Genomic DNA, 26,438 nt, shown 5'->3' with positions numbered 1-26,438 from the left:
ACGTCAAGATGCTGCGCAAGCTGCACTTCCGTTACAGCAATGGGTGCAGCCCGACCTGCGCCAGCGCCTTACTGATCCATGCCTTCGCCCGTACACTCTGCGGCAACGTTCCCCACTACGCCGGAGGGCGCCCGGATGGAGCCGCCTACACCGCAGCGCCGCGTCACGATCATCGACGTCGCGCGTCACGCCCAGGTGTCGACGACCGCTGTCTCCAAGGTGCTGCGCAACGCCTACGGCGCCAGCCCCGAGATGCGCGCGAAGGTACGCCGGGCGATCGACGAGCTGGGCTACCGGCCGCTCGCGGCCGCCCGGGGGCTGCGCGGGCAGACGTACACCATCGGCGTGATGCTGCCCGACATCCGCAACCCCTTCTTCCCCGAAATCCTTGACGGGATCACCGGCCGGCTCGCGGACACCGACTACCAGGTCTTCCTCGGCCCGGGCTGCAACAGCGAGAAGGAGGAGGCGCGCGTCACGGAAGCGATGATCGACCGCGGGATGGACGGGCTCATCCTGATCGCGCCCATCTCACCGCGCGCCCATCTCGAACGCATCGCCTCCGCCGTTCCGACCGTGGTCATCGGCCGCCACGGGCACTCCCCGGTGTACGACGCCGTCACGGACGACGACGTGGCAGGCGCGTTCCTCATCGTCCGTCACCTCGCCGACCTCGGGCACTGCCGGATCGCCCACATCGAACACCACGAAACCGACCCGACGCGCATCGCCGAGATGCCCAACGCCCAGCGGGCCGACGGCTATCGGCAGGCCATGCGGTCCCTCGGCCTCGCGGACGAGATCGACATCGTCTCCACCAGCTACACCCAGCAGGGCGGGTACGAGGGCGCCAAGGAACTACTCAAGCACCCTCGCCGGCCCACGGCCGTCTTCGCCGGCGCGGACATCGTCGCCATGGGAGTACTGGAAGCCTTCGCCGAAGCCGGACTGTCCGTACCCGATGACATCTCTGTGGCCGGCTACGACAACACGACCTTCGCCGCCTTCGGCCCGATCTCCCTCACGAGTGTCGACCAGGCAGGCACCGAGATCGGCAGCAACGCCGCGCGCGTTCTCCTCGATCGAATCGCCGACCGCCAGAAGAAGTCCGTCCAGGTCAAGCTCTCGCCGACACTGGTGCCGCGCCGGACCACCGCATCCCCTCCCGAATAGACCGACGCCATCAGGCCGTGAAGCTGCGTTCGACCGTAAGACCTCTGAGAACGCCGGTGCGGCGCTAACGGGCATCGGGAGCCCGGCACTCAACTCAGTAGGCGGCTCATGCACAGCCTGGCCGATCCTGCTCGGCTGGTCGCCTAACCATGCTGCGTGGGGCGCATTCGGTACGCGGCGTGATCCGCTGGGCGAGTGGCCACAGCCCTGAAAAGACTGCCTCGTTTGCCGTCCTGTCCTTGTGCTGTCAGGTCTTGGCGCCTACAGGGCTGTTCGATGACGCGGCGGCCCAAGAAGTGGGTCGACGCCAACAAGGACAAGGGCACTGGGGAAGTAGCCCACCAGCGCGGGCAACACCTCCGGGGTCAAGACGTCGGAGTCGGGCGGCAAGGGCCACAACAGCTGCCTGAATACGCCAGGCGGTCTCCGTCGGCTGCGATTTCACTCATCACCACCACTTGCCGGGACAGGGACGGTAAGGGGAACTGGGCTGCATCAGCCGCCAGGAACGCGCGCAACGCCAAAGGGCAGCCCCGCTCGGCCCCGACGCGTGGTGCCTCACCGAACTCGCCCGCGAACTCGGCATGCCTCGGGGCACCCTCCACTGCTGGATCAAGAAAGGCTGGCTCACCGCCCACCAACGCGACGACGCCCGCGACTCCTGGATCATCCACGCCGATGCGGCCGAGGTCGAACGGCTGCGACAGCTCCACGAGGTGCCCCGCGGGCGCGGCGCCCGAGAAGCCTGGTTCCACCACCAACGCCTGGCGATAGTCCGCAACGAGAAAGGACACAAAACCCATGACGGTGAACCGCACATATGACAGCACTGCGGCTTGCTCATCGCGGCGGTGTTGCGGTGCCGATACACGGCTTGGTCGGACGCCGGTGGCGCCCGCGGTTGCGGCGGGCTCAGGCGGCATGCAGCACGCGACCGCGCAGGGCTGTTCCGCATTGCGTGACGAACAGATGATCGAATGGCAGCTCGAGACCCCTCAACGACCCCAGCGCAGCAGCATCGCAGACGACACGAGTCATACGCCCACCCGTCTTGAGCTACCGGCAGGACGATCCTCGGTCACGTCAGGAAGCCAGATCCCGACGCGGACCGGTGCAACACGGCCGCTACGGGCCACCCCGGGCAGTCGCGGCGCGGCCCACCCCAGCTCACACATATGCATCTAGTTGCACAGCATCGGTTTGCATACTACGGTGCGCTCATGGCTTTGGAGCACGCGATTCTTGTGTCCTTGGCGGAAAAGTCCGCCACGGGATACGACCTGGCGCGTCGGTTCGACGCATCGATCGGTTACTTCTGGAAGGCCAGCCACCAGCAGATCTACAAAGTGCTGGGCCGGATGGAGCGCGCCGGCTGGATCGAGTTCGAGACCGTGGCCCAGGACGGGCGACCCGACAAGAAGGTCTACGTTCTTACCTCGGCTGGTCGCGATGAGCTGAAGGTGTGGACATCCAAGGCAACGCCGGTCGAGTACCTGCGCAGCGAGTTCGCGGTCAAACTTCGCGCCCTGCCCTTCGGAAACTCGACGGCGATCGTCGAAGACGTCCGCACCCGCCGCCGGGTGCACGAAGAACGCCTCGCCTACTACGCCGAGAGCGCCGCGCGCTTCTATCCCGACCCCGACGCCCTGCGCCCGGACCAGATGGGCGCCTGGCTCGTGCTGCGCGGAGGAATGCTGGCCGAGGAGACCGCGCTGGCCTGGTGCGACGAGATTCTGCAGCGGCTGGCGCCCGAGGAGACGGACCGATGAGCCCTGACGCCCCGGCCCAGGGCGCTCAGGCAGGTCAGGACCGTCAGCGCGATCAGCACGACACGAACCGGCAAGCCGAGGCCGTTCCACCACCGGTTATCCGATGCGCACCTTTCGTGCCGCCGTCGAGGACTTCGCCTTCCGCAGCCTCGTTGCGTTCCAGCCTTATGAGAGCTGACCGATCGGCGCGGCGATCCTGCGTGGGGTGGGCCGGGTCTTCACCGACTTCCGCCATGTCCGCTAACTCAAGGACTCCGACGGTCACGGCGGGGCGCTGCTCTTCGAGACGTCTGTGGACGGGACGAGCCTGAACGCATCGACCTGTTCCGCACGAACGACGCCGGACTGATCGGCGAGTTCACCGTCATGGTGCGGCCTCTGTCGGCGGCGACCGTCCTCGCTGCAGCCATGGGCGCCCAATTTCCTCAGATCCAGGCCGAAGCGATCGCCGGCCTCCACAGCACGACACCCGCCCGAGAGTGAGCACCGTGAACCCGTACCCGCACTTGCTGGAACCCCTCGACCTGGGCCACACGACGCTGCGCAACCGCGTCGTCATGGGGTCGATGCACACCGGCATGGAGGACCGAGCCAAGCATCTGCCCGAACTCGCGGCCTACTTCGCCGAGCGCGCGAAGGGGGGCGTCGCCCTGGCGGTGACCGGTGGCTATGCACCGAACTGGCACGGCTGGCTGCTCCCGTTCGGAGCGCAGATGACGTCGAGGCGGTCTGCCGACAAGCACCGCATCGTGACCGACGCGGTGCACGAGCACGACGGCAAGATCGTGATGCAGATCCTCCACGCTGGGCGTTACGCCTACCATCCGTTCAAGCGGGCGGCGTCGGATATCAAATCGCCCATCACTCCGTTCCGAGCCCCCAGGGCGATGTCGACCAGGGAAGTCGACCGGACCATCGACGACTTCGCCGCCTCGGCGGTCCTCGCCCGCCGCGCGGGCTACGACGGCGTCGAGATCATGGGGTCCGAGGGCTACCTGATCAATCAGATGCTGACCGCGCGCACCAACAACCGCACGGACCGCTGGGGCGGCGGCGCCACCAACCGGATGCGCTTCCCGGTCGAGATCGTCGAGCGAGTCCGCGAGGCTGTCGGCGACGACTTCATCGTGATGTACCGGATGAGCCTGCTCGACCTGGTCGACGACGCGCAGAACTGGGAAGAGACCGTCGAGCTGGCCCACAGAATCGAGGCCGCCGGCGTCTCGCTCATCAACACCGGCATCGGCTGGCACGAGGCCCGGATACCCACGATCGTGACGTCCGTGCCCCGCGCGGCGTTCGCGTGGGTCACGGCCAAACTCAAGGCCGAGGTCACGGTTCCTGTCGTCGCGTCCAACCGGATCAACACTCCCGAGGTCGCCGAGAAGATCATCGCCTCGGGCCAAGCCGACATGGTCTCGATGGCCCGGCCGCTGCTGGCCGACCCGTTCTTCGTCCAGAAGGCAGGCGATGGGCGTGCCGACCAGATCAACACCTGCATTGCCTGCAATCAAGCGTGTCTCGACCACGGCTTCGTCAACAAGCGTGTGAGCTGTCTGGTCAACCCCCGCGCGGGTCACGAGACCACGCTGGTCCTGTCGCCGACTCGGGCCATCAAGCGGGTCGCGGTCGTCGGCGCAGGTCCAGCCGGTCTCGCCGCCGCGACCGAGTTGTCCGGGCGCGGCCACTCCGTCGAGCTCTTCGAAGCGCGCGATGAAATCGGCGGACAGTTCCGTCTGGCCATGGAAATACCCGGCAAGGAGGAGTTCCGCGAGACGATTCGCTACTTCGCGCGCCGGATGGAGATCAACGGGGTGAAAGTCCACCTCGGCGTCCGCGCGAGCGTCGAGAACCTGACCGGCTTCGACGAGATTGTCGTCGCGACGGGCGTCGAGCCGCGCGTGCCGAGCATCCCAGGCGTCGACCACCCATCGGTCGTCGGCTACCAGGACGTCATTCGTGGCACCGCCACCGTCGGGGAACGGGTCGCGGTGCTGGGCGCAGGCGGTATCGGCTTCGACGTGTCGGAGTTCCTGCTGCACGACGCCGGCGAGTCGGTGCAGCACTGGAACCAGCGCTGGGGAGTGACGGACCCGTCCCTGGAGCGCGGTGGCCTGACGACGAAGGTCAAGGCGCCGCCCCGCCGACAGGTCACACTGCTCCAACGCAAAACAACCGAGCTCGGCAAGGGCTTGGGCAAGACGACCGGCTGGGTCCACCGCCAGACACTCAAGGACTCCGGCGTCGAGATGGTCAAGGGGGTCACCTACGACCGGATCGACGACGACGGCCTGCACATCACGGTCGCCGTCGGCGAGGACACCACCGAGTCACGGGTACTCGACGTCGACACGATCGTCCTGTGCACGGGCCAGGAGTCGGTCCGCGACCTGATCGAACCGCTCGAAGCGCTGGGCCGCCCGGTCCACGTCATCGGCGGCGCCGACGTCGCCGCCGAACTCGACGCCAAGCGAGCCATCCGGCAGGCCACCGAGCTCGCCGCCCGGCTCTGACCGCGGCCCGCGGTTCAGCACGGTCCCTGAACAAACCTCCCGAACGGTGCGGCGCTGCGCCGAACCGCCCCTGTCCACACGTCGAGAATGGTGAGAACCGCCATGAGCTACAACCCACCGGTCGATGAGTACGAGTTCTTCCTGCGCCACGTCATGAACGGCGCCGAGCACCTGGCGGACGTGACCCACGGCGAATACGACATCGACGACGTCGTGGCCATTCTGCGGCCGGCCGCCCAACTGGCCGCCGAGGTCCTGCAGGACACCAACGTCTCCGGCGACCGGGTCGCAGCGCGCATCGAGAACGGGCAGGTCGTCACCGCACCCGGCATGCGCGAGGCCTACGCGAAGTTCACCGGGGCGGGCTGGAGCAGCGTAGGTGCACCGGTCGACGCTGGCGGCGGCGGCGCTCCCCGCATCGTCTCGGCAGCTCTCACCGAACTGTGGAGCGCTGCGAACCCTGCATTCGCCATGTGCGGCGGACTGAGCCAAGGCGCCGTCGCCGCAATCTCCTGGTCCGGCACACCCGAGCAGAAAGCCGTCTACCTCGAGCCGATGGTCGAAGGCCGCTGGACCGGCACGATGAACCTGACGGAGCCCCAGGCCGGCTCGGATCTCGCCGCAATCCGCACCCTCGCTTCCCCTCAGGACGATCAGACATGGCGGGTGAGCGGTCAGAAGATCTACGTCTCCTGGGGCGACCACGACCTGACCGAGAACATCGTGCACCTTGTGCTCGCTCGAACGCCGGACGCACCGGCAGGGCTACGGGGACTGTCACTGTTCATCGTCCCCAAGTTTCTTCCCGACGCCGACGGCCGCCCGGGCCGCGCGAACGGGGTTACCCCCATCGCACTCGAGCACAAGATGGGCATCAAAGGCAGCCCGACCTGCGTTCTGCAGTACGAGGACGCAACCGGCTTTCTCCTGGGGGAGCTGAACCGGGGACTCCCGGCGATGTTCGTGATGATGAACCTCAGCCGCCTCGGCGCCGGCATCTGGGCACTCGGCATCGCCGACCGCGCCCACCAGGCGGCTCACCACTACGCCCACCATCGAGTCCAAGGCAGGGTCATGGACGAGCCCGAAGGCACACCCATCGCCCGCCACCCCGACGTAGCGCGCCTGTTGTCCTCGTCGGCCGGCATCATCACCGCCATGCGTGGGCTGATGCTGCAGACCAGCATCCACCTCGACCGAGCATTCGCCGGCGACGCCGAGAGCTTCGAGCTCACCGACTTCCTCACCCCCGTCGTGAAGGGCTGGCTAACCGAGGAAGCCATCGGGATCACCTCCGAGGCCGTCCAGGTCCATGGCGGCGCCGGCTACATCGAGGACACCGGCGTCGCCCAGTACTACCGCGACGTCCGCATCGCTGCGATCTACGAAGGCACCACCGCGATCCAGGCCAACGACTTCCTCGGCCGCAAGATTCTGCGAGATCGAGCCGGCACCGCCTCCCGCGTGCTCGACATGATCGAGACCGATGTCCGGCATCTGGCCGAAGCCGAGCACCCGGTAGCCGTCGCGACGGCCGAGCGAATGACGCGGTCCCTCGCCTCGATTCGAGACGTCACCGCCCTTCTGCTGGACCACGCAGCCGAGGGCCGCCGACGTGACGCCCATGCCGGCGGCGTCCCCTATCTCAAGATGTGGGGCTTGGTCCTCGGAGGCTGGATCCACGTCCGAACGCTCCAGGCCGTCCTCGACACCCACGACGACACCTCCGACCAGAGCCACCGCCGGATATCCGAAGCCAACGCCTACGGCGCTCACCACCTCAGCCGCGTCGCGGCGTACGCGCAGTCCGCGAGCGCAGGAGAAACCGGCTGATCAGTACTACAGCCGCATGGCGTGATCTTGGTCGATGGTGTGGTGACGTGAGACGGCCACCGTGATCAACTTCGAGGTGTGTTGGGACTCGAAGCGAAACGGTGGCCGGGTTGCCGGTGTTAGAGGGCAACTGATCTGGTTTACAGGTGATTTGGTGCGTTCGAAGTGACTGCGGCAACGGTGAGTCGTTGCGTGACTCGTGAGTTCTCGACGCCCTTATCGCAGTGATGTCTCCGATGCCCGTTGGGCATTAATCGAGCCCGTGTTCGTGGCATGGCGGGCCGCTCGCACCGGTCCAGGCACCGCGGCTCGGGTGCATGATCTGCGGGAGATCGTGAACGCCATCCTCTATGTCAACCGCACTGGCATCCCGTGGGAGTACCTGCCGCACGACTTCCCGCCGTACAAGACCGTCTATGACTACTTCGCGAAGTGGGAAGCCGACGGCACCACCCAGCAGGTCCACGACCTGTTACGCGACAAGGCCCGCCGATTTCATGGCCGTCGTGCGGAGCCGACCGCGGCGGTGGTGGACGCGCAGAGCGTGAAGACCTCGGCGAATGTCGCTGAGACCAGCCAGGGCATCGACGCCGGCAAGAAAATCAAAGGGCGTAAGCGCCACGTGGCCACGGACACGCTCGGCCTGGTCCTGGCCGTCATTGTCACGGCCGCCTCGGTGCACGACTCGACCGGCGGGAAACGCCTGCTCGACGAGCTGGCCGCCTCCCATCCCAGCGTGACGAAGGTCTGGGCCGACGGCGGATACCAGAACAGCGTCTTCCAGCACGGAGCCGCGAGGGGAATCGACGTTGAGGTCGTGAAACGGCCTACCGGCAAGGGGTTCCAACCCCAGGCGAAACGCTGGGTGATCGAGCGAACCTTCGGCTGGCTCATGCAGCACCGGCGCCTCGTCCGGGACTACGAAGCACTGCCCCAGCGATCCCGCGCGATGGTCCACTGGGCGATGGCTAACAAAACCAGCCGCGAGCTCACCGGAGAATCCACACCAACCTGGCGAATCGAAACCGGCGAATCAGACAGAACAACCTGAACATTGATCAGATGCCCTCTTAGCACGTCGGCGGCGAGCCGCACGCCCAGGTCCTGGCGCCTCAAAGACCTCGATGCCTTGCGACAGCAGATACCGGGACAGGGCCGCTCCGTAATTTCCCGAAGACTCCACTCCGGCACGCCGAACGGCACCCAACTGAAGGGCCCACCGTACAAGTTGACCGTAGCCGCTCGAAGTCGCTGGGAAGCGTTCGATGCCCAGAGTCCTCCCGTTCAGCGAAAGCACAGCCGCAACGTGAAAATCTCGGTGCGTGTCCACCCCGAGAACCGCTTCATCAGCATTCGGAGCAGGGGCACGGTCTGGCGAATCGATCGCTCTTCCACTCCCGTCGAAGGTCTCAGCGCCACCACGCTCCGTCGGCCCGGACAAGCGGTCACCAGTGAGACATTGCAGGTGCACCACGCAAGACAGTGCTCCAGACACGCTTGCCCGAACCCACGTTTGAGCTGCCGCGCCGCCCCGCAAACGACACAGGATGGTAAGGACACTTCGGTCCAGAGATGTCAAGAGTCAGTCCCCGGCGCTGCTGCGGTGCTCACCGATATCCATTCCCCGCCACCAGCCACGTCTACACACATCGCTCTCTCCGAGCGGCGGAACCACTGGCGGTTCACAGCCGGTGACTCAGATCAGAACGGTGCTCCACCGGAGAACGGAACATCCGGCTGCGCAGCATCTACCGGAAGCGGCAGGTTGCTCACAACAAACTGGTTCAGAATGTCGTCGCGATCCATGAACATGATCTGACTCCGCTTCGCGGCGTCCAAGGCGTTCCCCAGCCAGTTGCGCGCCGCCTTCGTGATTTCCCCGCCGGCCACGATGAACGCGTGGTCCACGAGAACGCGACGATTGGTCTCGGGATCGAAAATCTCGTGCGCCAGCATCATCAACGCCTGGTTATGGATCTCCGCGATATTGGCGTTTCCTGACCTGGACCGCCCTGTCGCATCCAGCTTGCCGCGCTTCACCTGGATGCCGAAGTACAGGAAGTGCTGCGTCGGCAAGGTGTAGCGCATCCAGATGTCCTTGCCGTACTCCAACGCCTTGTCCCGATGTCCGGCCGCGGTAATGCGATGGAACCCCAGCTGCCGGAACAGTGGTAGCAGCACTTCCTCGATGAGCGCATCCTCGCTGCAGGTTTCCAGGAAGGCAGCGAGACCAGAACGCCGCTGCATCTCGGCGACGCTCAGGGGACGGTGCGGATTCTGGACCAGCGTCGAGACGGTGCTCGTTCCGATGTGCCGCAGGTAGCAGTGCTTGTCTTCCGCGTAGAAGGCTTCGAAGCCCTCCCGCAAGAGCGCGTCGTTCAGCTGACGCAAGGCATTGGTCCGGTCGCGTCCCTCATTGAGCGCATCCGCCGGGTCCATCAAGTGGTCGATCACCCGACAGAAGGACTCCGGCGGGTGCGCGGGACCATCGTGTGACTCCCCCAGCAACTGCGCAAGCACGCCCGCGACCCAGCGATGTCGCGTCGAGCCGTCGTGTTCCCAGTCCATGTCGAGCTCGCCAAAGAAGTCGGTGATGTACTTGCTCGACCGATAAGGAAAGTACGGGGGCTCAGCATCCCCCTGAGGGGCATCAGCACCGAGGTTTCCACAGATGAGGTCGCCAAGTCTTTCCAGCGTTCTCTTCCTGAACTCCACGACGCCCCTCCCCAGAGCACAGCGGCTACAGCTGAAAGCCATTGTGCCCCGAAGGTCCGAGCGGCGGTCTTGCCCTCCTTGATCCGGCGCTCGTAGTAGTCCTGGGTGCGCGGGCCGACCCGCAGGCGGGTGAACACGATCCAGTGGACGGCGGCGTTTGCCTGATGGTCACCGCCGCGATTGAGGCGCGGAACTGCCGGCGCCCCGAGGAACGCTCGACGGGACTGACTCCGCACGAACCGGCGAACGACGCCTCGCTGCCCAGCCGTTCCGGGTTGTCCCCCACCGCGATCAGCAGAGCAACAGCCGTGACGAACGCGATGCAGCAACCCTGCGCCTCTCCGCGAAGCGACCTCCTGATCTGCGCAGCGATCCACCGTCTCCAGCGGATGATGCACGTGAAGCCCTATCCCACCCAACAACCCTCAACAGACAGTCAGTTGGACTGTCAGTGGTGCGTGGTATCCCTGAAGGCATGACACCTCACGGATCATGTCCGGAATATTTTGAGGGATAAAATCGTGTATCCTCAGGGGCGTTGAGACTTGCGAGGTTTGGAGGTGGACCGTGAGTGATCACGAGGAGTTGCTGGCGGGACCCAGTCCGAACTTGCCGAGCAGATGTCGCGCGTGGAGGGCGACCGCATCACGCAGGGGTACGTAAGCCGGGCCGAAGCCGGACGCATCCCGGTCCGGGCCGAGCGGGTCCTCCTGTTCGCCGCCGCGCTTCGCTTCACACCCGAAATGCTGTGCCAGGCCGCCGATACGGCCGGGGCAGGTATTGGGCTGATACACCACCGCAAGCGGGCCTCACTCGGCGCCCCCGCGCTGCGCCGAATCCATGCGACGCTGGCGCTCACCCGCCTCCAGGTCGAAGCGGTAACGCGGGCGGCGGCCCTCCGTCATCCTCACCGGTTCAGGCACATTGAGGTCAACGACTTCGACACACCCGCGGACGCAGCGGAGACGCTGCACGAAGAGTGGAACGTTCCCGTCGGCCCCATCGACGACCTGGTTGCGCTGCTCGAACACGCCGGCGCCCTGGTCGTAGTCCGCGATCTGGGCACCACCGAACTCGACGCCGTCAGTCAGTGGCCGCACGACCGGGCGCCGCTGATACTCCTCAACTCCACTGCTCCTGGTGACCGTTCACGCTTCAGCCTCGCTCACGAGCTGGGCCATCTGATCATGCACCGCGAACCAGGCGAGGGACGTACACAAGAGGCCCAGGCCGACCGGTTCGCCGCCGAGTTCCTCATGCCGCACGAGGTGATCCTGGGAGAGCTGAAGCCCGGCATCGACGTCGCCCGCCTCATGGACCTCAAAGCCCGCTGGGGGGTCTCCATGGCCGCCCTCATTCGGCGGGCCACGGACCTGGGCGTGATCAGCGAATGGCAGTACCGCACGCTCATGGTCGAGTTGTCCGCACTCGGCTACCGCACCAACGAACCAATCGTCATCCGGCGCGAGACCCCGCGCCATATCGCTCAGGCCGTCACCCGGCTTGAGGGACAGCACCACCTCAGTGCGACCGAGACCGCTCATCTGGCGGGCCTGGGTCGTGAGGAGTTCCACGAGATCTACTTGTGCGCTTCTTCTCCGCCCGGACACAAGGACGTGCCGGACCCTTCTGCGAGGTGATTCATGAGCAACGCTCCCGATCCCAGGCCACGACCGCCCGCCGTGAAGACGCTCGACCACACCGTGGCCGCGGTGCCGCTCCTGCAGGGCCGGGTACTACTGCACGAACATGCCCAGCACACTCCCCGACCTCGCCCGGCCCTCGATGACAGCCTGAGCGGCGTGGTCATGACCGGCGCCAACGCCGACGCACGCGCCTTCCAGCTCCGCGCCGACGTCGGCTACCAGGGCACTCTGCTGATCGACAGCGCCGTGTACACCACGTACACGGCAACGGCGGAGGAGCCGTTCATGGCTCCTCCCGACGAACTGTTCGCCGCCGTGGACACCTCGCTGAACTTCCAGAAGGCTCGAGGGGCAACCGCCGCACTGACACCCACCGGCTACATACCGCCGGCGAACTCCCGTGCCCTCAAAGGGGTAATGCGGGAAGCCAACCGGATCGAGCGAGCCGACACGCTGGTCTCCCTTCCGATCGATGTCACCTGGCTGAGCCGGGAGAACATCGGCCAACTGATCGCGGTCTGCGACAAGATCCGTCACCCGAAGGCAGTCATCCTCTTCCGCCAGTTCGACCCACTGGGACAGACGAAGGACATCCCGGCCAACTTGCGCAGGCTGTTCACCGAGGTCGAGTACATGTCACTGCTGCGCACAGACCTCGCAGCTCTCGACGTGATGGCGCACGGCGCCCTGTGCGCGGGAATCGGCGTCCAGAGCTCGCTCCGCCACGCGATACCGCCCGACGAGAAGGCCCAGGTAGGTAAGCGCGGTGGCGGCCCCACGTACCCGCACATCCTGATGCCGCAGTTGATGTGCTTCAAGGGCGCCGAGTTCTTGTCCAAGGTCTACGGCAATTCCGATCCGGCAACCTGCGACTGCGAGGAGTGCGACGGGCGCAGCCTCGACAGGTTTTACCTTTCCGACGGCGAAACGCGGCGTGAGGCCGAGAACCACAACATCCACACCTGGGGCGCATGGGTCAGCGACATGGCAAGCTACCGAGCCGGCTCCGAGCGTAAGACGTGGTGGCGCAACAAATGCGCTGCAGCCGTCGACCGCTACGCACTGGAAAACCAGCGCATCGGAGTGGGTGCGAGTCCCAAGTCCGGGTTCCAAGTACCCGCGCCGCTCAAAGCATGGGCGACGTTGCCCGCCACTCAGTAGCCGGACGCACCCCCTCAGGGAAGCTGACGGTGGACCTCTTCCAGGAATTTCCAGCCAGAAACCGTATGGCGCTTGCGCACGAAGGGGCTGGGTGGCACAACAACCTCGACCGCATCACCCTGGACGTGGAGCAACCCGATGCCGTAGAAGTCAGCGCGCATCACCGCCTCGTTCTTGCGCCGCAACGCGCCATCGATCAATACAGAACGAGCAGTGAATGGCGTGAACCGCTCGGCCCGCTCCATCGCCGATTCCCAGCTGCGTCCGGGCACGAACACCATGTCGACGTGGACCGGCTGGGTTGCCAGACGGGTAATCAATCCGTGGCGTCGGACCACCGCCCCCTTCGGCAGGCACTTCAACGCTCGGCGTTCCCTGCCGTTCAGTGATCCGTCAGGAACAGGCTCGCCGAGCGGCAGCGCCATCAAGAGGTTCAGGGCATCCGGTCGCGTCAGGGGTGGCATACCCGCAGCCGCCCGTCGCTCCCGCTCTCGCGCCTCGACTCGGTAGGCCGCAACGACCTTCGCCCCCTCGGCTTCAACAACCGCCAGGTTCGCATCGCGGGGTACGAGATCGCCGGGAGCCAGCGCCCCCGCAACCACGCCCAAGGGCTCCCGCGCCGCGATTGCCATCGACCAACCCGCTCTCGTCCTGCACCCGACGCCCTCCCCAGCAGGGCCGTACACGCTCATCCTTACCGCTTGCCCCGCGCCACCGGAAGCAGCCTCAACAACAAAGCCAACAGACCTCAACCGGCCCTAGACACGGGAACGCATCCATACGAGCGGCAAGGCTAGTACGGACACTCGTACGAACGACGACCACTACCCCGATAGCTCCGCATCGGTCATCCGCCCCCTCTCACTGCACAATCCGCACCCACAACAGGTCACAGACGAGCGACTGCGATCGTAGTCATCCCGCGCCGCGATGCCTACAGTTGTTCGAATTATTGGGGCCGCCCCTACCTACCGGAAACGTCTACCCCCAAGCGGCAACCGACCAGCGCCGCGCCATCGGCCTGACTGGCAGAACCCCCGCCGAAACGAGCCGAGGGGGGTCAACACCTGTCACGTTCGTGTCACCAACAGCGTTGACGCGCCTGGACGGCAAGATCCCAACTCGGTCAAACGCTCCCGACCTGGACCACATGGACACCAGAAGACAGCTTCGCCTACCTGTGCCAGGTGGTACCGAGCGAAGGGCCCAGGATCAGGACGGGCGCCTCTTCAGGGCCGTCGAAGCGGTATTGCAGGATGCCGGGCGTACTCTCACTCACCCGGCTCACACTCCCACATCTCACGATTTCTCACGTACCCGGGTCGGAACTCCGTGCAGTCCGTCCCCTCTTGTGGTGACCTCGCGAAGATCCTCCGCACCGGGCTTCACCCCACCCCCCGGTGGTCGCCACGTCGGCCTGCTTCCTGCCTCCTGTCTCCTGCCGACATGGCAGGACGGCAGGGCGTCGGCCACCACCGCGCGCGATGTCAGCCGGTTTCCGTCAAGGCCGTGCGCGCGGCGGTGAGGATGTCCTCGGAGAGCGGGGCTTCCCTGGTGGCGCGGGCCAGGACGAGTGCGCCGAGCATGGTGCAGAGCCGGGTGATGCCGTCCTGGTCCTCGGTGGCGAGGAACGCGGCGAAGTCGCTCACACCCTCGGCGTAGACGCGGCGGGCCTCACGGCTGCCCGGCTCGCGGGCCATGTCGTGGGCGAGCGCGGCCGCGGGGCAGCCCTCCGCCGGGTTGTCGCGGTGCTCGACGGAGAGGTAGGCATCGATCAGCGCCTGCTGGGCGGCCGCACGCCGACCGGAGCGCTGCTCAGGTCCGGCGCCCTGCTCAAGCCCGGCGTCCTGCTCGACGGCGGCCTGCTCGACGGCGATCTGCTCCAGTGCGGCTGCGCGGCGGGAGGCAAGTTCGCCGAAGGCGTGCGCGGTGGCCTCGTCGATCAGCGCCTCCTTGGAGGGGAACTGCTTGTAGAAGCCGCCGTGGGTCAGGCCGGCCGCCTTCATCAGGTCGGCGACGCTGACGTGTGTGCCCTGCTCGCGGAACAGCCGGGAGGCGGTCCGCACGACCCGCTCGCGGTTCTCCTGCGCCTGCGCCTGTGATGCACGACCCATCGGCCACCTCCCAGTTGAATGTCGATCGCAATCTATTCTATGCTCGCTTTAGATTACGACCGTAATCTACTTGGGCGGGCCGTCCTGTCGGGCCCCGCAGCACTGGGGAGCAGCCATGGAACTGAAGAACACTGTCGCGGTGGTCACCGGCGCCAACCGGGGACTGGGCCGCCATCTGGCCGCCCAGCTCCTGGAGCGCGGCGCGAAGGTGTACGGGGCGGCGCGGCGCCCCGAGACCGTCGACCTGGCGGGTGTGATCCCGCTGCGCCTGGACATAACGGACGAGGAGTCGATCCGGGCCGCGGTCAGCGTCGCGTCCGACGCGACGCTGCTGGTGAACAACGCCGGCATCTCCACCGCCACCCCTCTGATCGCCGGCGACCCTGACGCGGTGCGGCTGGAGATGGAGACGAACTTCTTCGGGCCGCTCGCCGTGACCCGGGCGTTCGCCCCGGTCATCGAGGGCAACGGCGGCGGCGCCGTCCTCAACGTCCTGTCGGTGCTCTCCTGGCTGCACCCCGCCGGCCTCGGGGCCTACGCGGCGGCGAAGGCCGCCGGATGGGCGCTGACCAACGCGAGCCGGGAGGAGCTGGCGCCCCGGGGCATCAGCGTGTCGGCGCTGCACGTCGGATACATGGACACCGAGATGGCCGCGAGCATCCCCGCCGACCAGAAGGCCGACCCCGCCGATGTCGCCGCCCAGGCACTCGCGGGCCTCGAGGAGGGCCGGCTCGAAGTCCTCGCCGACGACACCACCCGGTACGTCAAGCAGGGCCTGGCTGCCGCCCCGGACCCGGCGTGAAGCCCGCTTGCCCGGACAGCGGCGGCGTCACATGTCACGCATGTTGTGAGACGAGACCGAAGAGGGACGAGACAGAGAGAAGGGGAAGGCGATGAAGGCCTTCAGGGTCGAGCGCTACGGCAGCAAGGACGGCCTGCGCCTCGGTGAGATGCCGGACCCACGGGTGGGCGCGGACGACGTCCTGGTCCAGGTCCACGCGGCGAGCGTCAACCCGCTCGACCACAAGATCCGGGACGGGGAGTTCAGGACGATCCTGCCGTACAAGGTTCCGTTCGTGCTGGGCAACGACCTGGCCGGGGTCGTGATCAGGGTCGGCGAGGCCGTCACGCGCTTCGCCGTGGGCGACGAGGTCTACGCGCGGCCCGACAAGGACCGCATCGGCACGTTCGCCGAGCTCATCGCGGTGCACCAGGACGACGTGGCGCTCAAGCCCGCCACGCTGACCATGGAAGAGGCCGCGTCCCTTCCGCTGGTCGCCCTGACCGCATGGCAGGCGCTGGTCGAGCGGGCGCACGTGCGACCAGGTCAGAAGGTTCTCGTCCATGCCGGTTCCGGCGGTGTGGGCACCGTCGCCATCCAGCTCGCGAAGCACCTGGGTGCGAGCGTGGCCACGACGACGAGCACGGCCAACACCGATTTGGTGAGAAGTCTGGGCGCGGACGTCGTCGTCGACTACAGGAAGGAGGCGTTCGAGACGGTCCTGCGGGACTACGACGTCGTCCTTGACCCGCTCGGCGGTGAGAACCTCGAGAAGTCGCTACGGGTGCTCAAGCCCGGCGGGACGGCCATCAGCATCGCGGGCCCCCCGGACGCGGCCTTCGCCAGGGAGCTCGGGGCGAACCCGGTCGTCCGGCTGGTGATGAGCGCGCTGAGTTTCCGCATCCGACGACGCGCCCGTAGGCGCCGGGTGACGTATTCGTTCCTGTTCATGCGGGCCGGCGGGGACCAGCTGCGGGAGATCGCCGCGCTCGTCGACGCGGGCCGGATCCGTCCCGTCGTCGACCGCGTCTTCGGGTTCGAGTCGACACCGGAGGCACTGGACTACGCCGAGGAGGGACGGGCGAAGGCCGGCAAGGTGGTCGTCACGATGACGTGAACGGTTGACCCACCCCGAAGACCGAGGGCGGGCCCAAGTCGTGGCCAGGGTCCGGCAAGCAGGCCTACACCGACGGCGTGCTGATGGTCGTCGACGGTACCGCCGAGCGGCTCGCGCCCTCCGATCCGCGTTCGGCCCGCACGAAGGTCCTCAGTGTCTACGCCATGATGCCCGGGACCCTGCAGCTCTCCCGGGCACTGACCGACCGCCGGCTCTCCGACGCCCTCCTCGAAGAAGGCATCCACAATGCCCTGACCGCGTTCGGCATCGCGGAGTCCCGCTGACTCGCGGCAGCACGATTCAGAGGTCGGTGGGTGAGCCCAGGCCGGTGAGAGCGCCGACCGGGTCGAGGTCGGGGGTGCCCCGGGGCCACCAGTCGTCGTGGCCCGGCTCCGACTCATAGGCGTACCAGAGGCCGTCGTGGCCGAGGCGGAGCTGTATGTGGCCACGAGGGTGCGTGAGGTGGTTGTGCCAGGGGCGGAAGGCGGGGAAGTCCGCCGCGAGGAGCAGTGGCCGGGCCCGGTCGAATCGACCCGCCGGAGGGTCCCAGGGTTCCTCCAGGACGGCGAGCCCTTCCAGTCCGCCCTGGCGCCAGGCGGCGACCGCACGCGCCAGATCGGCTGGGGTACGGCCCGCTGCGGTGGCCAGGGACGCGTAGAGGGCCCGGGTGGTGGCGGTGAGGCCGGAGCCCGGGCGGTTGGCGGCAAGGCGGACGGCGTCCTGCCACAGCGTCAGCTCCGCGAGGGGGTCGCGGCCCGTGGTGAGCAGGGCATGCGCGCGGGCGGCCGCGTCGGTGGCCAGCTGGTCCAGTGCGAACGGGTCGGGGCCGCCGGGGGACGCCGGGTAGGCCGGGGGCTGCTCCGGATGCGGAGGCGGCGGCAGCGGAACCGGCAGGGGTGACGGCGTACGAGGCTCGACGGCGTCACGGGCCAGTACTCCGGGGAGTGCCGGTTCCCGGGTGGAACGGGCCGAACGGGCGGCCAGGGTCGCGTTGCGCCGGGACAGCTCGTCCAGCAGTTCACGCTCGCCCCGGCCACGCAACAGGAGGAGGACGAACGGGTCTTCGTCCAGCAGCCGTGCGGTCTGGTAGCAGAGGGCGGCCGCGTGCTTGCAGGGGTGGCCGGAGTCGGGGCAGCTGCAGCGCGGTACCAGGTCACCGGGGCCGGGGAGCAGGCCCACTCCGCTGTCCGCGAGCGACTGGGGCAGGTCCTTGTCGAGCAACGCCGCGATGTGGCCCGGATGTGCGGCAGCGGTGTCGAGGAAGCGCTCCCAGTCGTCGTCCGGGAGCGTACGCATCCGGATCTGCACGCGGTACGGTCGCGGACGGCTTCCGTGCACGTAGGCGAGCACGAGCCCGGGTGTGACAGTGATGGCATCCACGTGCCCCTGTCCCGCGTACGTCTTGCCCCGGCCGAGTCGCGCCGCGTCCAGCGCCATCTCCTCCAGCGCGGCGACCCACGCGTTGCCCCACCATGTCCCGGCGAACCCGTCGGCGCCCGGCGGCCGCGGCGGCAGCGCGGGAAAGGTACGCCGCAGCTCACCGTCACGGGCCGGGGCGGCCATGGAACGAGCGGCCGCCGGGAGGCTCTGCGCGGGGCGGGAGTGCGGCTCGGGCCACGACGCGTCGGAGTCGGCCGGTCCCACGGCGCCCGACTCGGTGCCGGCGGCACTGCCGGCGAGATGCGAGAGGTCGTCGTCGGACACCGACTCGGACAGGGCGTCGCGTCCCGCCCGACGGTGCGCCGAGGCGCCATCGTCGGCGGGCGTGGTGCGGGAGCCCGGAGCCGAGGTGTGGTCGGGCCTCCGGCCGGCGGCGGACTCGGCGTCGGCGTCGGCGTCGGCCGGCCGGGTTCCGGCTCCGGCTCCGGCTCCGGCTCCGGCTCCGGCCAACCGGTGCCTGGCGTCGACAGATCGGGGCCCTGCCTCGGCATCGTCGTCCCGGCCGCGCGCGTCGGCGTCGCCAGGCCCGGAGCCGAGGTCGGTGTCCGTGTCCGTGTCGGCCGGGCTGCCGTCTCCGGCGGCGCCGGGTGTCACCGCTCGATGCGTGCTGCCCGGATCGGTGTCCGGCCCGTCCGTCCGGTCCTCCCTCTCCAGCCGGGACGACAGCTCGAAGATGTCCCCCAGCCTCTCGGCCAGTTCCCGGACCTTGGCCGCGGCCTCGCGGTTCGGCGTGGCGGGACGCGGTCCGGGAGCGGTCGGCTCGGCGCCGCCCCGTCGCCTTCGGGCCCCGACTCCCTTGCCCTGCGCGGCCGTTCGCTCCCGCTCTGCCTTTGCTCGCGCGGCACGCAAGGCCTCGCGGGCCACGTCGCCAGGGCGCGCCGCGGCGGAAGCAGCGCCGGGCGGACCACTCTCCGGCGCCCCGGACACCTCATCGGGCCGACCGCTCGGCGCAGTCTTGGAAACCGCAGGCTCGGAGACCGCAGGCTCGGAGACCGCTTCTGGGAGACCGCCTCCCGACGGCTCGGGGGCGGCGGCGTCAGCGGGACCGGCCGCCGTCGAACCGAAGCGCGCAGAGGGCCGGCCGGTCCGCGGTGACTCGGAGGCCTCCGAGGTCCGACCGCTCGGCGGCGACTCGGCGACCGCGTCGGCCCGACTGACGGCCTGTGACCCGGGAGTCGTCTTGCGTCGGCCGCCCGCCCACGGTCCGACGGCCGTGTCCGGTCGGCCTGTCGCCGTCGAGTCGGCGACCGGATGCCGAGACGCCGGACGCGAGCCCGGGGCGCCCGGCCTCTCGGCATCCGGTCCCGTGGTGTGTCCGGGATCCGGGGTCCCCTGTGCACCCTCGGTCCCCGCGGCAGCGGCGCCACCACCGGTCCGGCCCACGGCCCGCCGCAGTGCCTCGCGCGCGACATCGCCAGGCCTGGGCCCTGGCGCCGGGGCCCCTTCAGCGACTCCCCTGCCCGGCCCGGCAGCCCCGGAGCGCTCGCCCGACGCCGGGCGCGCGCCCGGCCCGAAGCCCTTGCCCTCGTCCTTGCCCTTGCCCTTGCCCGACGCAGGGTGCGCCACGGACGCGGGGCTCTCACCCGGCGTCGCGTCGGGACCCGACGTCGGGGCTGAACCCGACGCGGGACGCGCGCCCGACGTGGCGGAGGACATCCCCGCCGGGTCTGAACCCGCGATACCGGCTTCCCCCCGCCGGGCCGCACGCAGGGCACGACGGGCGGCGTCGGCGGGCCGCGGCCCCTCTTCCGGGCGACAGCCCGCGGGGCGGGAGTCGTCAGCCGGAGACACCGTGTCGGCAGCCTTGAACATCCCCTCTTCCCGCAGCACCCGGTCGGCCTCGGGCGCCCCCTCGTCCGGCAGCGCTCCCTCGCCCGGCAGCGCCCCCTCGCCCCGCGGCGCCTCCTCGGCCTCGAAGCCTTCCTGCATCCGGCCCGCCCCTGCGGTCGAGCCGGTCCGCCTCACCAGGCGGGGCTCTTCCCGACTCGTCTCGCCCGGCGCCACGCCCGCGTCATCCGGCGAAGGCTCGTCGCGCGACGCACCCGGCACGGTCGACGGGCTCTCGTCCGTCGGCACCCCCGCCACGGTCGGTGAGCGTTCGCCCGCCGGCACGTCCCGTCCGCCCGGCGGATGTTCGTGCGGCCCGTCCGCCTTGTCCCGTCTATCCCTCGGAGTCATCACGCCGACCTCCGGAGTGACACCAGGTCGGACAGGTCACGGTCGGTCAGCTCCGTCAGGGACGCCTCGCCCGAGCCGAGAATCGCGTCCGCCAAAGCCCGCTTGGAAGCCAGCATGTCGGCGATGCGGTCCTCGACGGTGCCCTCGGTGATGAGGCGGTGCACCTGGACGGGCTGGGTCTGGCCGATGCGGTAGGCGCGGTCGGTGGCCTGTTCCTCGACGGCGGGGTTCCACCAGCGGTCGAAGTGGATGACATGCCCCGCGCGCGTGAGGTTGAGGCCTGTCCCGGCCGCCTTGAGAGACAGGATCAGGACCGGCGTCGCTCCGCTCTGGAAACGGTCCACCATCCGTTCGCGCTCCGCCACCGGCGTGCCCCCGTGAAGGAGCTCGACAGGGACCGCCCGCGCCGCCAGATGGTTCGTGATCAACCGGGCCATCCCCACGTACTGCGTGAAGACGAGCGCCGAACCGTCCTCCGCGAGCAACGTGTCCAACAGCTCGTCGAGCAGGGCCAGTTTCCCGGAACGGGCGGCCTGCCGAGCCGCCCCCGAGCCGCTGGGACGCCCGTCCGGTTCCTCCTTCAGGTACAGCGCGGGGTGGTCGCAGATCTGCTTGAGCGCGGTGAGGAGCTTCAGGACGAGGCCGCGCCGGGCGATGCCCTCCGTCGACTCGATGGCCAGCATCGATTCGCGGACCACGGCCTCGTACAGGGAGGCCTGTTCACGGCTGAGAGGGACGGGATGGTCCGTCTCCGTCTTGGGGGGCAGCTCGGGGACGATGCCCGGGTCGGACTTCTTGCGCCGGAGGAGGAAGGGCCGGATCAGGCGGGACAGGCGGGCCACGGCCTCCTCGTCCTCGCCGTTCTCCACTGCGCGTGCGTGCCGGGCGCGGAAGGACTTCAGCGGGCCGAGAAGCCCCGGCGTGGTCCAGTCGAGCAGGGCCCACAGCTCGGAGAGGTTGTTCTCCACCGGTGTGCCGCTCAGGGCGACCCTGGCCGGTGCGGGGATCGTCCGCAGGGCCTTGGCCGTCGCCGAGTACGGGTTCTTGACGTGCTGGGCCTCGTCCGCGACGACCATGCCCCATGCCTGCTGGGCGAGCCGCGGCGCCGTCGACCGCATCGTGCCGTAAGTGGTCAGGACGAAACCGCCGTCCATGTCGGCCAGGGAGCGCTCCGGTCCGTGGAAGCGGCGCACGGGCACTCCGGGGGCGAACCGCTCGATCTCCCGCTGCCAGTTGCCGAGCAGTGAGGCGGGGCACACGACGAGGGTCGGTTCGGTGCGTGCCCGCTTCAGGTGGAGGGCGATGACCGTGACGGTCTTGCCGAGCCCCATGTCGTCGGCGAGGCAGCCGCCGAGACCGAGCGACGTCATGAGGTCGAGCCAGGCCAGTCCGCGGAGTTGGTAGTCCCGGAGGGTCGCCTTGAGCGCGGCGGGTGGTTCGGCGGGCAGCAGTCCCGCCGTCAGACGGTCGCGCAGGGCGGCGATCGCGCCGACCGGCACCGCCTCGACCGTCTCGCCGTCGACCTCCGCGGTGCCGGTGAGCGCGACGGAGAGGGCGTCGACCGGGTCGAGCAGACCCAGTTCGCGCTTGCGGGCCTTGCGGACCAGGGCCGGGTCGACGAGCACCCACTGGTCGCGCAGCCGGACGACGGGGCGGTGTGCCTCGGCCAGGGCGTCCATCTCCGCCTCGCTGAGCGGATCACCACCCAGCGCCAACTGCCAGCGGAACTGGAGCAGTTCCTCGCTCTCGAAGAAGCCCGTACCGTCCGTGGCCGAGCCCGGCGCGGTGCGGACGACCGCCGCCGCGCTCAGGTCCTGGGCGAGGTCACGGGGCCAGTGCACGGCGACCCCGGCCGCGCCGAGGCGAGTCGCCGCGACACCCAGCAGGTCCGACAACTCGCCCTCGGACAGTGCCAGTACGTCCGGCACGTCCTGCGCGGACAGCCGGTCCAGGGGCGCCCAGACACGGGCGGCGCGCCGCACGGCGAGGGCGGCGTCGACACGGGCGCGCGGGCCGAACGTGGTGTCGGCGGCGCCCGCCCACAGGCTCGCGGCGTCGACGACGAGGGTGGGGTCGGCGAGGCTGTGCACCTGGACGACGGCCGCGCCCGCCCGCCGCGCGCCCTCGCTGTCGTCGAACAGCTCGTACGCCGACAGGTCCAGGCGCAGGGAGATCCGGACGCCCGCGTCCATGCCCGCGGCGACCTCCGCCGCCCAGTCCTGGGCACCCGGCAGTCGCTGAGGGCCTGCCGCCGCGAAGGGCTTCCCGGCGGCGTACGGAGCGGCCGGGGTACGGGGCAGGGCGTCGGCGACCGCGTCCAGGAAGGCACGTGTCAGTGCTTCCGGGTCGGGCAGCCGGAGCGGGCCGCTGCCCGGCAGGGGGACGGCGTGCCCCTCGAACGGGAGGGCCGCGGCGACGGCCCGCAGGTGGGCGATGTCGTCCGGGTCCAGGGGGCCGGCCCGCCAGGCGTCGTATCCGTCGGCTGTCAGGCCCGGGAGCAGTCGACCGCGCGCGACGAGCCGCAGCGCGTGCAGTGCGGCGGCGCCCCAGCAGGCCGTGGCGGGGTGCGCGGCAAGATCACGCCTGGCCCGGACGAGCAGGGGCAGCGCCTGGGTGACGGGCAGTGTCAGTGCGGGGGCCGACCATCGCCGGGCCCCGGTCCCGTGCCGCCGTACGACCGTCAGCTCGGTGTCCGGGGCGGGGACCGGTGTGTCGCCGCCCGGGTCCCAGAAGGCCATCCGCCCGTCGCGGGGCAGCGCGGCGGGCAGGAACACGGCGGCCAGCCGGACGGACACCTCGGGCGCGGTGCCGGAATCGGCACGCGTCTCCCCCGCGTTCATGCTCCCGGCCACCTCCCTCGCCCCGGACGGATCACTCGTCCTCGACTCTACGGGCCGGGTCCGACAATGCGGCTCGGCGGCGGAGCGGGGCGGTCAGGGCGTCGTTCTGGAGACCACGTAGACCATGGGGTGGCCGGGCTTCGACCAGTTCACGACGATGTCCTGCGTGGGGGTCGGGTTCTTCCTGGCGTGGCTGAGGCCCGACCAGGGGCCGGGTCCCGTGAACTCCCAGCCGACGACCCTCTGGTCACGGGCGCCGATGGCGATGTCGTCCTTCTTCAGGGCGGCACGGCTGGTGCCGATGGTCTTGAGGAAGTGGTCGAGGGCCTCGTCGCTGGTGAGGAACTGGACGTAGAGGCGGCTGGTCTTCCAGTTGTTCGTCTCGTAGTACGCCACCTCGGCCGAGTAGCCCGGGATGGGCACCTGGTACAGGCGGCGCTGGACACGGGAGGGCCAGCCCGGGGTCAGGCCGGTCGCCGAGTACTTCGCCTCCTTGTCCTTGCCGCTGTCGCGGCTCTGGTTGGCGGAGATCACCAGGTAGCCGGCCGGGACGCCGATGAGCAGCACGATGATCAGAAGTGTCAGGGCGCGGCGGCGGATCGTGCGGCCCCGGTCCTCGGGCGGCCGCGACGGCTCGTCCGGGGGCGAGGCCTGGCGCGGCAGCGAGGCCGTCACAGCGTCTCCTGCGCCGAGCGGCGGGACTCGGCGAACCGCTCGTACCGCTCGTAGCGCTCGACGCGGCGGCGGTTGGCGCGCCGGAAGCGGCGGGCGACCAGGCGTGCGAGGTCGGCGGCGCCGACCATGCCGGCCTCGGGGCCGAGCTGGGCGCGGGCGATGCGGGCCTCGGGGCGGTATCCGCGGCCGGTCAGGTGGCGCCGGAAGGCGTCCCTCGCGGGGCCGATCAGCAGGTCGTCGGCGGCGCTGACGCCCCCGCCGATGACGAAGCAGGACGGGTCGAGCGCGGCCGCGAGGTTCGCGATGCCGACGCCGAGCCACTGGCCGATGTCCTGGAGCAACTCGATGCACATCGCGTCGCCCTCGCGGGCCAGCTCGGTGATCATCGGGCCGGTGATCTCGGAGATGTTGCCCTTGACGTGCTCGATGATCCCGTAGGCCACCGGGGAGTCGGCGGCGGCGAGTTCGCGGGCCTCGCGGACCAGCGCGTTGCCGGAGCTGTACTGCTCCCAGCAGCCGCGGTTGCCGCACGGGCAGCGGTGGCCGCCGGGGACGACCTGCATGTGGCCGAACTCGCCGGCCACACCGAACTTGCCGCGCTTGACCTGCCCGTCCTCCAGGATGGCGCCGCCGATTCCGGTACCGAGCGTGATCATGACGAGGTGGTCCTCGCCGCTGCCCGCGCCGAAGCGCCATTCCGCCCAGGCGGCCGTGTTGGCGTCGTTGTCGACCAGTACGGGCACGGCGAGGCGTCCGGCGATGCGGTCCCGCAGGGGCTCGTTGCGCCACGACAGGTGGGGCGCGAACAGGACGCGGTTGCGTTCCGCGTCGACCCAGCCGGCCGCGCCGATGCCGACCGCGTGCACGTCGTGCCGGTCGGAGAGGTCCAGGACCAGTTCGACGATGGTGTCCTCGACGACCTTGGGGCTCTTGGACTTGTCGGGGGTCTCGGTGCGGACCTTCTCCAGGATGTTGCCGTCCGCGTCGACGACTCCCGCCATCACCTTCGTACCGCCGATGTCGATGCCGACGGTGGGTACGCGCGGTGCCGTCAGGTGGGAACGGCGCTCACGCGTGCCCACGGTGCGCAGGACGGTGGACCGGCGGGAGCCGATGGGGGCGCCCGCGGCTCTGGCGGAGCCGAGCGCCTTGGGGAGTGCGAGGTCGCGGTAGGTGCTCATCGCGCCGATTCTGCCGCACGCCGCGGCCGGACCGCACGGCGGCGCCCCCTCGCTCCGCACCGGGAACACCCGGGGCGGCCCGGTGGGCCGCGGTCGTCCGTGGGGCGCGGGTTCGTCGTGGCTGGTCGCGCGGTCGCCCGCGCCCCCGGTCGTCACGCTGCCGGGGCAGGCGGCTTCCCGGCTCCGGGGTGGTTGGCGCGCGGTATGTGTCGTTCCTGTTCGTCGATGTCGTCGGCCGGCGGCTGCTGCGGGTCAGCGAGACGTCCGGCTCGCCGCCATCCGCCATTCGGCGGATCGGGTCCTCCGCGGAGATGTTTTTCTCGGACGCGTCCGCTCGGAGCCGTTCCGGGTGATGCCCCGGGAGGTGTCTCCATCACCCGAGTGGGTGATCCTGGCGCCGGTTCGGCGAAGTGGGTCCGCCGCGGCCCTGTCCCTGGCGGGCACTGGCTCGCGGGCGTCCTGGACGCGCTCCGCCCACACCGGTGACGAACCCGGCGGAAAATGCGCTGGCGCCGCCGCAGCAGCGGAGTCGTACCAGGTCAGGGGCGTACGAGCAGCTGGAAATCGAAGGAGTAGCGCGAGGCGCGGTAGGTGTGGGAGCCGAACTCGACGGCGCGGCCCGTGTCGTCGAAGGTGGTGCGCTGCATGGTGAGCAGCGGGGCGCCCTCGGACTCGTCGAGGCGCTCGGCCTCCACGAGCGTGGCGGCACGGGCGCCGACGGACTGGCGGGCGCTGTGCAGGGTGATGCCCGCGCCGCGCATCATCCGGTACAGACCGGTGGCCTCCAGCTGTGAGCTGTCGAGGTCGAGGAGGCCGGGGGGCAGGTAGTTGCCGAGGTACGCCATCGGCTCGCCGTGGGCCAGGCGCAGCCGCTCCACCCGGTGCACGTCGCTGCCCTCCGCCACCGCCAGGGCGGCCGCCACCTCGGCCGACGCCGGGACGACGGTGTTGACGAGGACGCGGGTCGCCGGGCGCTGTCCCGCCGCCTCCAGGTCGTCGTAGAGGCTGCTGAGCTCCAGCGGGCGTTTGACCTGGCTGTGCACGACCTGGGTGCCGACGCCCCGGCGGCGCACGAGGAGGCCCTTGTCGACCAGGGACTGGATCGCCTGGCGGACCGTGGGGCGGGACAGGCCGAGGCGTCCGGCGAGCTCGATCTCGTTGCCCAGGAGGCTGCCAGGGGTCAGGGCGCCGTGCTCGATCGCCGCTTCGAGCTGCTGGGCCAGCTGGAAGTAGAGCGGCACCGGGCTGTTCCGGTCGACGCTGAGCTGGAGCGGCGCGGTCGGGTCCACATCTGGTTTCGGC

The 26,438-nt window shown here is 69.4% G+C and carries 21 protein-coding genes; 11 read left to right on the top strand and 10 right to left on the bottom strand.

Going from position 1 to position 26,438, the window contains the following annotated elements:
• Positions 1 to 135: 135 nt before the first annotated feature.
• From KUF83_RS28155 to KUF83_RS28130, 6 genes are all read left to right on the top strand, one after another.
• Positions 136 to 1,173: a LacI family DNA-binding transcriptional regulator gene (locus KUF83_RS28155; protein WP_217457765.1), complete on the top strand. Its 1,038-nt coding sequence runs from the start codon at positions 136 to 138 to the stop codon at positions 1,171 to 1,173.
• A gap of 584 nt (positions 1,174 to 1,757) precedes the next feature.
• Positions 1,758 to 1,997, top strand: coding sequence for a hypothetical protein (locus tag KUF83_RS28150; RefSeq protein WP_217457764.1), 240 nt, complete (start codon positions 1,758 to 1,760; stop codon positions 1,995 to 1,997).
• A gap of 396 nt (positions 1,998 to 2,393) precedes the next feature.
• Positions 2,394 to 2,942 (top strand): PadR family transcriptional regulator, encoded by a 549-nt coding sequence (locus tag KUF83_RS28145; RefSeq protein ID WP_217457763.1) that lies wholly within the window; start codon positions 2,394 to 2,396, stop codon positions 2,940 to 2,942.
• A gap of 488 nt (positions 2,943 to 3,430) precedes the next feature.
• The gene (locus tag KUF83_RS28140; RefSeq protein ID WP_217457762.1) at positions 3,431 to 5,455 is read left to right on the top strand and encodes an NADPH-dependent 2,4-dienoyl-CoA reductase; all 2,025 of its coding nucleotides are present in this window, start codon (positions 3,431 to 3,433) and stop codon (positions 5,453 to 5,455) included.
• A 102-nt stretch (positions 5,456 to 5,557) separates the two neighbouring features.
• A complete protein-coding gene (locus KUF83_RS28135; protein ID WP_217457761.1) occupies positions 5,558 to 7,288 on the top strand; it encodes an acyl-CoA dehydrogenase in 1,731 nt (576 codons plus the stop codon).
• A 199-nt stretch (positions 7,289 to 7,487) separates the two neighbouring features.
• Positions 7,488 to 8,339, top strand: coding sequence for an IS5 family transposase (locus KUF83_RS28130; protein WP_217457760.1), 852 nt, complete (start codon positions 7,488 to 7,490; stop codon positions 8,337 to 8,339).
• Here KUF83_RS28130 and KUF83_RS42115 read toward each other — a convergent pair.
• The 3 genes from KUF83_RS42115 to KUF83_RS28115 all read right to left on the bottom strand — a co-directional run bounded on the left by KUF83_RS42115 (position 8,322) and on the right by KUF83_RS28115 (position 10,289).
• Positions 8,322 to 8,618 carry a transposase gene (locus KUF83_RS42115; protein WP_308403169.1) on the bottom strand — a complete coding sequence of 99 codons (297 nt, stop codon included), beginning with the start codon at positions 8,616 to 8,618 and terminating at the stop codon, positions 8,322 to 8,324. The two genes, KUF83_RS28130 and KUF83_RS42115, sit on opposite strands and share 18 nt — an antisense overlap.
• Positions 8,619 to 8,989: 371 nt before the next feature.
• Positions 8,990 to 10,003: a hypothetical protein gene (locus KUF83_RS28120; RefSeq protein ID WP_217457758.1), complete on the bottom strand. Its 1,014-nt coding sequence runs from the start codon at positions 10,001 to 10,003 to the stop codon at positions 8,990 to 8,992.
• 25 nt (positions 10,004 to 10,028) lie between these two features.
• The gene (locus KUF83_RS28115; RefSeq protein ID WP_308403168.1) at positions 10,029 to 10,289 is read right to left on the bottom strand and encodes a hypothetical protein; all 261 of its coding nucleotides are present in this window, start codon (positions 10,287 to 10,289) and stop codon (positions 10,029 to 10,031) included.
• Positions 10,290 to 10,623: 334 nt separating this feature from the next.
• Here KUF83_RS28115 and KUF83_RS28110 point away from each other — a divergent pair, with 334 nt between their 5' ends.
• Both KUF83_RS28110 and KUF83_RS28105 read left to right on the top strand, forming a co-directional pair.
• Positions 10,624 to 11,643 (top strand): ImmA/IrrE family metallo-endopeptidase, encoded by a 1,020-nt coding sequence (locus KUF83_RS28110; RefSeq protein ID WP_217457757.1) that lies wholly within the window; start codon positions 10,624 to 10,626, stop codon positions 11,641 to 11,643.
• Between the two features lie 42 nt (positions 11,644 to 11,685).
• On the top strand, positions 11,686 to 12,810 hold the full coding sequence (locus KUF83_RS28105) for a hypothetical protein (RefSeq protein WP_308403167.1): 1,125 nt from the start codon (positions 11,686 to 11,688) through the stop codon (positions 12,808 to 12,810).
• Positions 12,811 to 12,824: 14 nt separating this feature from the next.
• On the opposite strand, the gene KUF83_RS28100 is transcribed toward KUF83_RS28105, so the two are convergent.
• Positions 12,825 to 13,442, bottom strand: a complete 618-nt coding sequence (locus tag KUF83_RS28100) for a hypothetical protein (protein WP_217457755.1) — start codon at positions 13,440 to 13,442, stop codon at positions 12,825 to 12,827.
• Positions 13,443 to 14,297: 855 nt separating this feature from the next.
• Positions 14,298 to 14,924, bottom strand: coding sequence for a TetR/AcrR family transcriptional regulator (locus tag KUF83_RS28095; RefSeq protein ID WP_217457754.1), 627 nt, complete (start codon positions 14,922 to 14,924; stop codon positions 14,298 to 14,300).
• Between the two features lie 115 nt (positions 14,925 to 15,039).
• Here KUF83_RS28095 and KUF83_RS28090 point away from each other — a divergent pair, with 115 nt between their 5' ends.
• The 3 genes from KUF83_RS28090 to KUF83_RS28080 all read left to right on the top strand — a co-directional run bounded on the left by KUF83_RS28090 (position 15,040) and on the right by KUF83_RS28080 (position 17,106).
• Positions 15,040 to 15,726 (top strand): SDR family oxidoreductase, encoded by a 687-nt coding sequence (locus tag KUF83_RS28090; protein WP_217457753.1) that lies wholly within the window; start codon positions 15,040 to 15,042, stop codon positions 15,724 to 15,726.
• A 91-nt stretch (positions 15,727 to 15,817) separates the two neighbouring features.
• Positions 15,818 to 16,822, top strand: a complete 1,005-nt coding sequence (locus tag KUF83_RS28085) for an NADP-dependent oxidoreductase (protein WP_217457752.1) — start codon at positions 15,818 to 15,820, stop codon at positions 16,820 to 16,822.
• A 77-nt stretch (positions 16,823 to 16,899) separates the two neighbouring features.
• Complete coding sequence (locus tag KUF83_RS28080) at positions 16,900 to 17,106, top strand: hypothetical protein (protein ID WP_254644485.1); 207 nt, start codon at positions 16,900 to 16,902, stop codon at positions 17,104 to 17,106.
• A 16-nt stretch (positions 17,107 to 17,122) separates the two neighbouring features.
• On the opposite strand, the gene KUF83_RS28075 is transcribed toward KUF83_RS28080, so the two are convergent.
• The 5 genes from KUF83_RS28075 to KUF83_RS28055 all read right to left on the bottom strand — a co-directional run bounded on the left by KUF83_RS28075 (position 17,123) and on the right by KUF83_RS28055 (position 26,425).
• Positions 17,123 to 19,126: an SWIM zinc finger family protein gene (locus KUF83_RS28075; RefSeq protein WP_308403165.1), complete on the bottom strand. Its 2,004-nt coding sequence runs from the start codon at positions 19,124 to 19,126 to the stop codon at positions 17,123 to 17,125.
• Positions 19,127 to 20,439: 1,313 nt separating this feature from the next.
• Complete coding sequence (locus tag KUF83_RS28070) at positions 20,440 to 23,280, bottom strand: DEAD/DEAH box helicase (protein WP_217457751.1); 2,841 nt, start codon at positions 23,278 to 23,280, stop codon at positions 20,440 to 20,442.
• A 93-nt stretch (positions 23,281 to 23,373) separates the two neighbouring features.
• A complete protein-coding gene (locus tag KUF83_RS28065) occupies positions 23,374 to 23,955 on the bottom strand; it encodes a sugar kinase (RefSeq protein WP_217457750.1) in 582 nt (193 codons plus the stop codon).
• Positions 23,952 to 25,136, bottom strand: a complete 1,185-nt coding sequence (locus tag KUF83_RS28060) for an ROK family glucokinase (RefSeq protein ID WP_217457749.1) — start codon at positions 25,134 to 25,136, stop codon at positions 23,952 to 23,954. Before KUF83_RS28060 ends, KUF83_RS28065 begins: the two co-directional genes overlap by 4 nt.
• Before the next feature lie 539 nt (positions 25,137 to 25,675).
• On the bottom strand, positions 25,676 to 26,425 hold the full coding sequence (locus KUF83_RS28055) for a GntR family transcriptional regulator (RefSeq protein WP_217457812.1): 750 nt from the start codon (positions 26,423 to 26,425) through the stop codon (positions 25,676 to 25,678).
• Positions 26,426 to 26,438: the final 13 nt, after the last annotated feature.

The organism is Streptomyces sp. BV286 (genome assembly GCF_019090165.1).
Classification (GTDB): Bacteria; Actinomycetota; Actinomycetes; order Streptomycetales; family Streptomycetaceae; genus Streptomyces.
Note: the sequence above shows the minus strand (reverse complement) of the source record. Positions and strands in the feature narration are given on the sequence as shown.

Excerpts from the sequence above, each read along its gene's own strand:
- KUF83_RS28155 (WP_217457765.1), top strand. The coding sequence starts at position 136 with ATGGAGCCGCCTACACCGCAGCGCCGCGTCACGATCATCGACGTCGCG.
- KUF83_RS28150 (WP_217457764.1), top strand. The coding sequence starts at position 1,758 with ATGCCTCGGGGCACCCTCCACTGCTGGATCAAGAAAGGCTGGCTCACC.
- KUF83_RS28145 (WP_217457763.1), top strand. The coding sequence starts at position 2,394 with ATGGCTTTGGAGCACGCGATTCTTGTGTCCTTGGCGGAAAAGTCCGCC.
- KUF83_RS28135 (WP_217457761.1), top strand. The coding sequence starts at position 5,558 with ATGAGCTACAACCCACCGGTCGATGAGTACGAGTTCTTCCTGCGCCAC.
- KUF83_RS28110 (WP_217457757.1), top strand. The coding sequence starts at position 10,624 with ATGTCGCGCGTGGAGGGCGACCGCATCACGCAGGGGTACGTAAGCCGG.
- KUF83_RS28100 (WP_217457755.1), bottom strand. The coding sequence starts at position 13,442 with ATGGCAATCGCGGCGCGGGAGCCCTTGGGCGTGGTTGCGGGGGCGCTG.
- KUF83_RS28095 (WP_217457754.1), bottom strand. The coding sequence starts at position 14,924 with ATGGGTCGTGCATCACAGGCGCAGGCGCAGGAGAACCGCGAGCGGGTC.
- KUF83_RS28090 (WP_217457753.1), top strand. The coding sequence starts at position 15,040 with ATGGAACTGAAGAACACTGTCGCGGTGGTCACCGGCGCCAACCGGGGA.
- KUF83_RS28085 (WP_217457752.1), top strand. The coding sequence starts at position 15,818 with ATGAAGGCCTTCAGGGTCGAGCGCTACGGCAGCAAGGACGGCCTGCGC.
- KUF83_RS28070 (WP_217457751.1), bottom strand. The coding sequence starts at position 23,280 with ATGAACGCGGGGGAGACGCGTGCCGATTCCGGCACCGCGCCCGAGGTG.
- KUF83_RS28060 (WP_217457749.1), bottom strand. The coding sequence starts at position 25,136 with ATGAGCACCTACCGCGACCTCGCACTCCCCAAGGCGCTCGGCTCCGCC.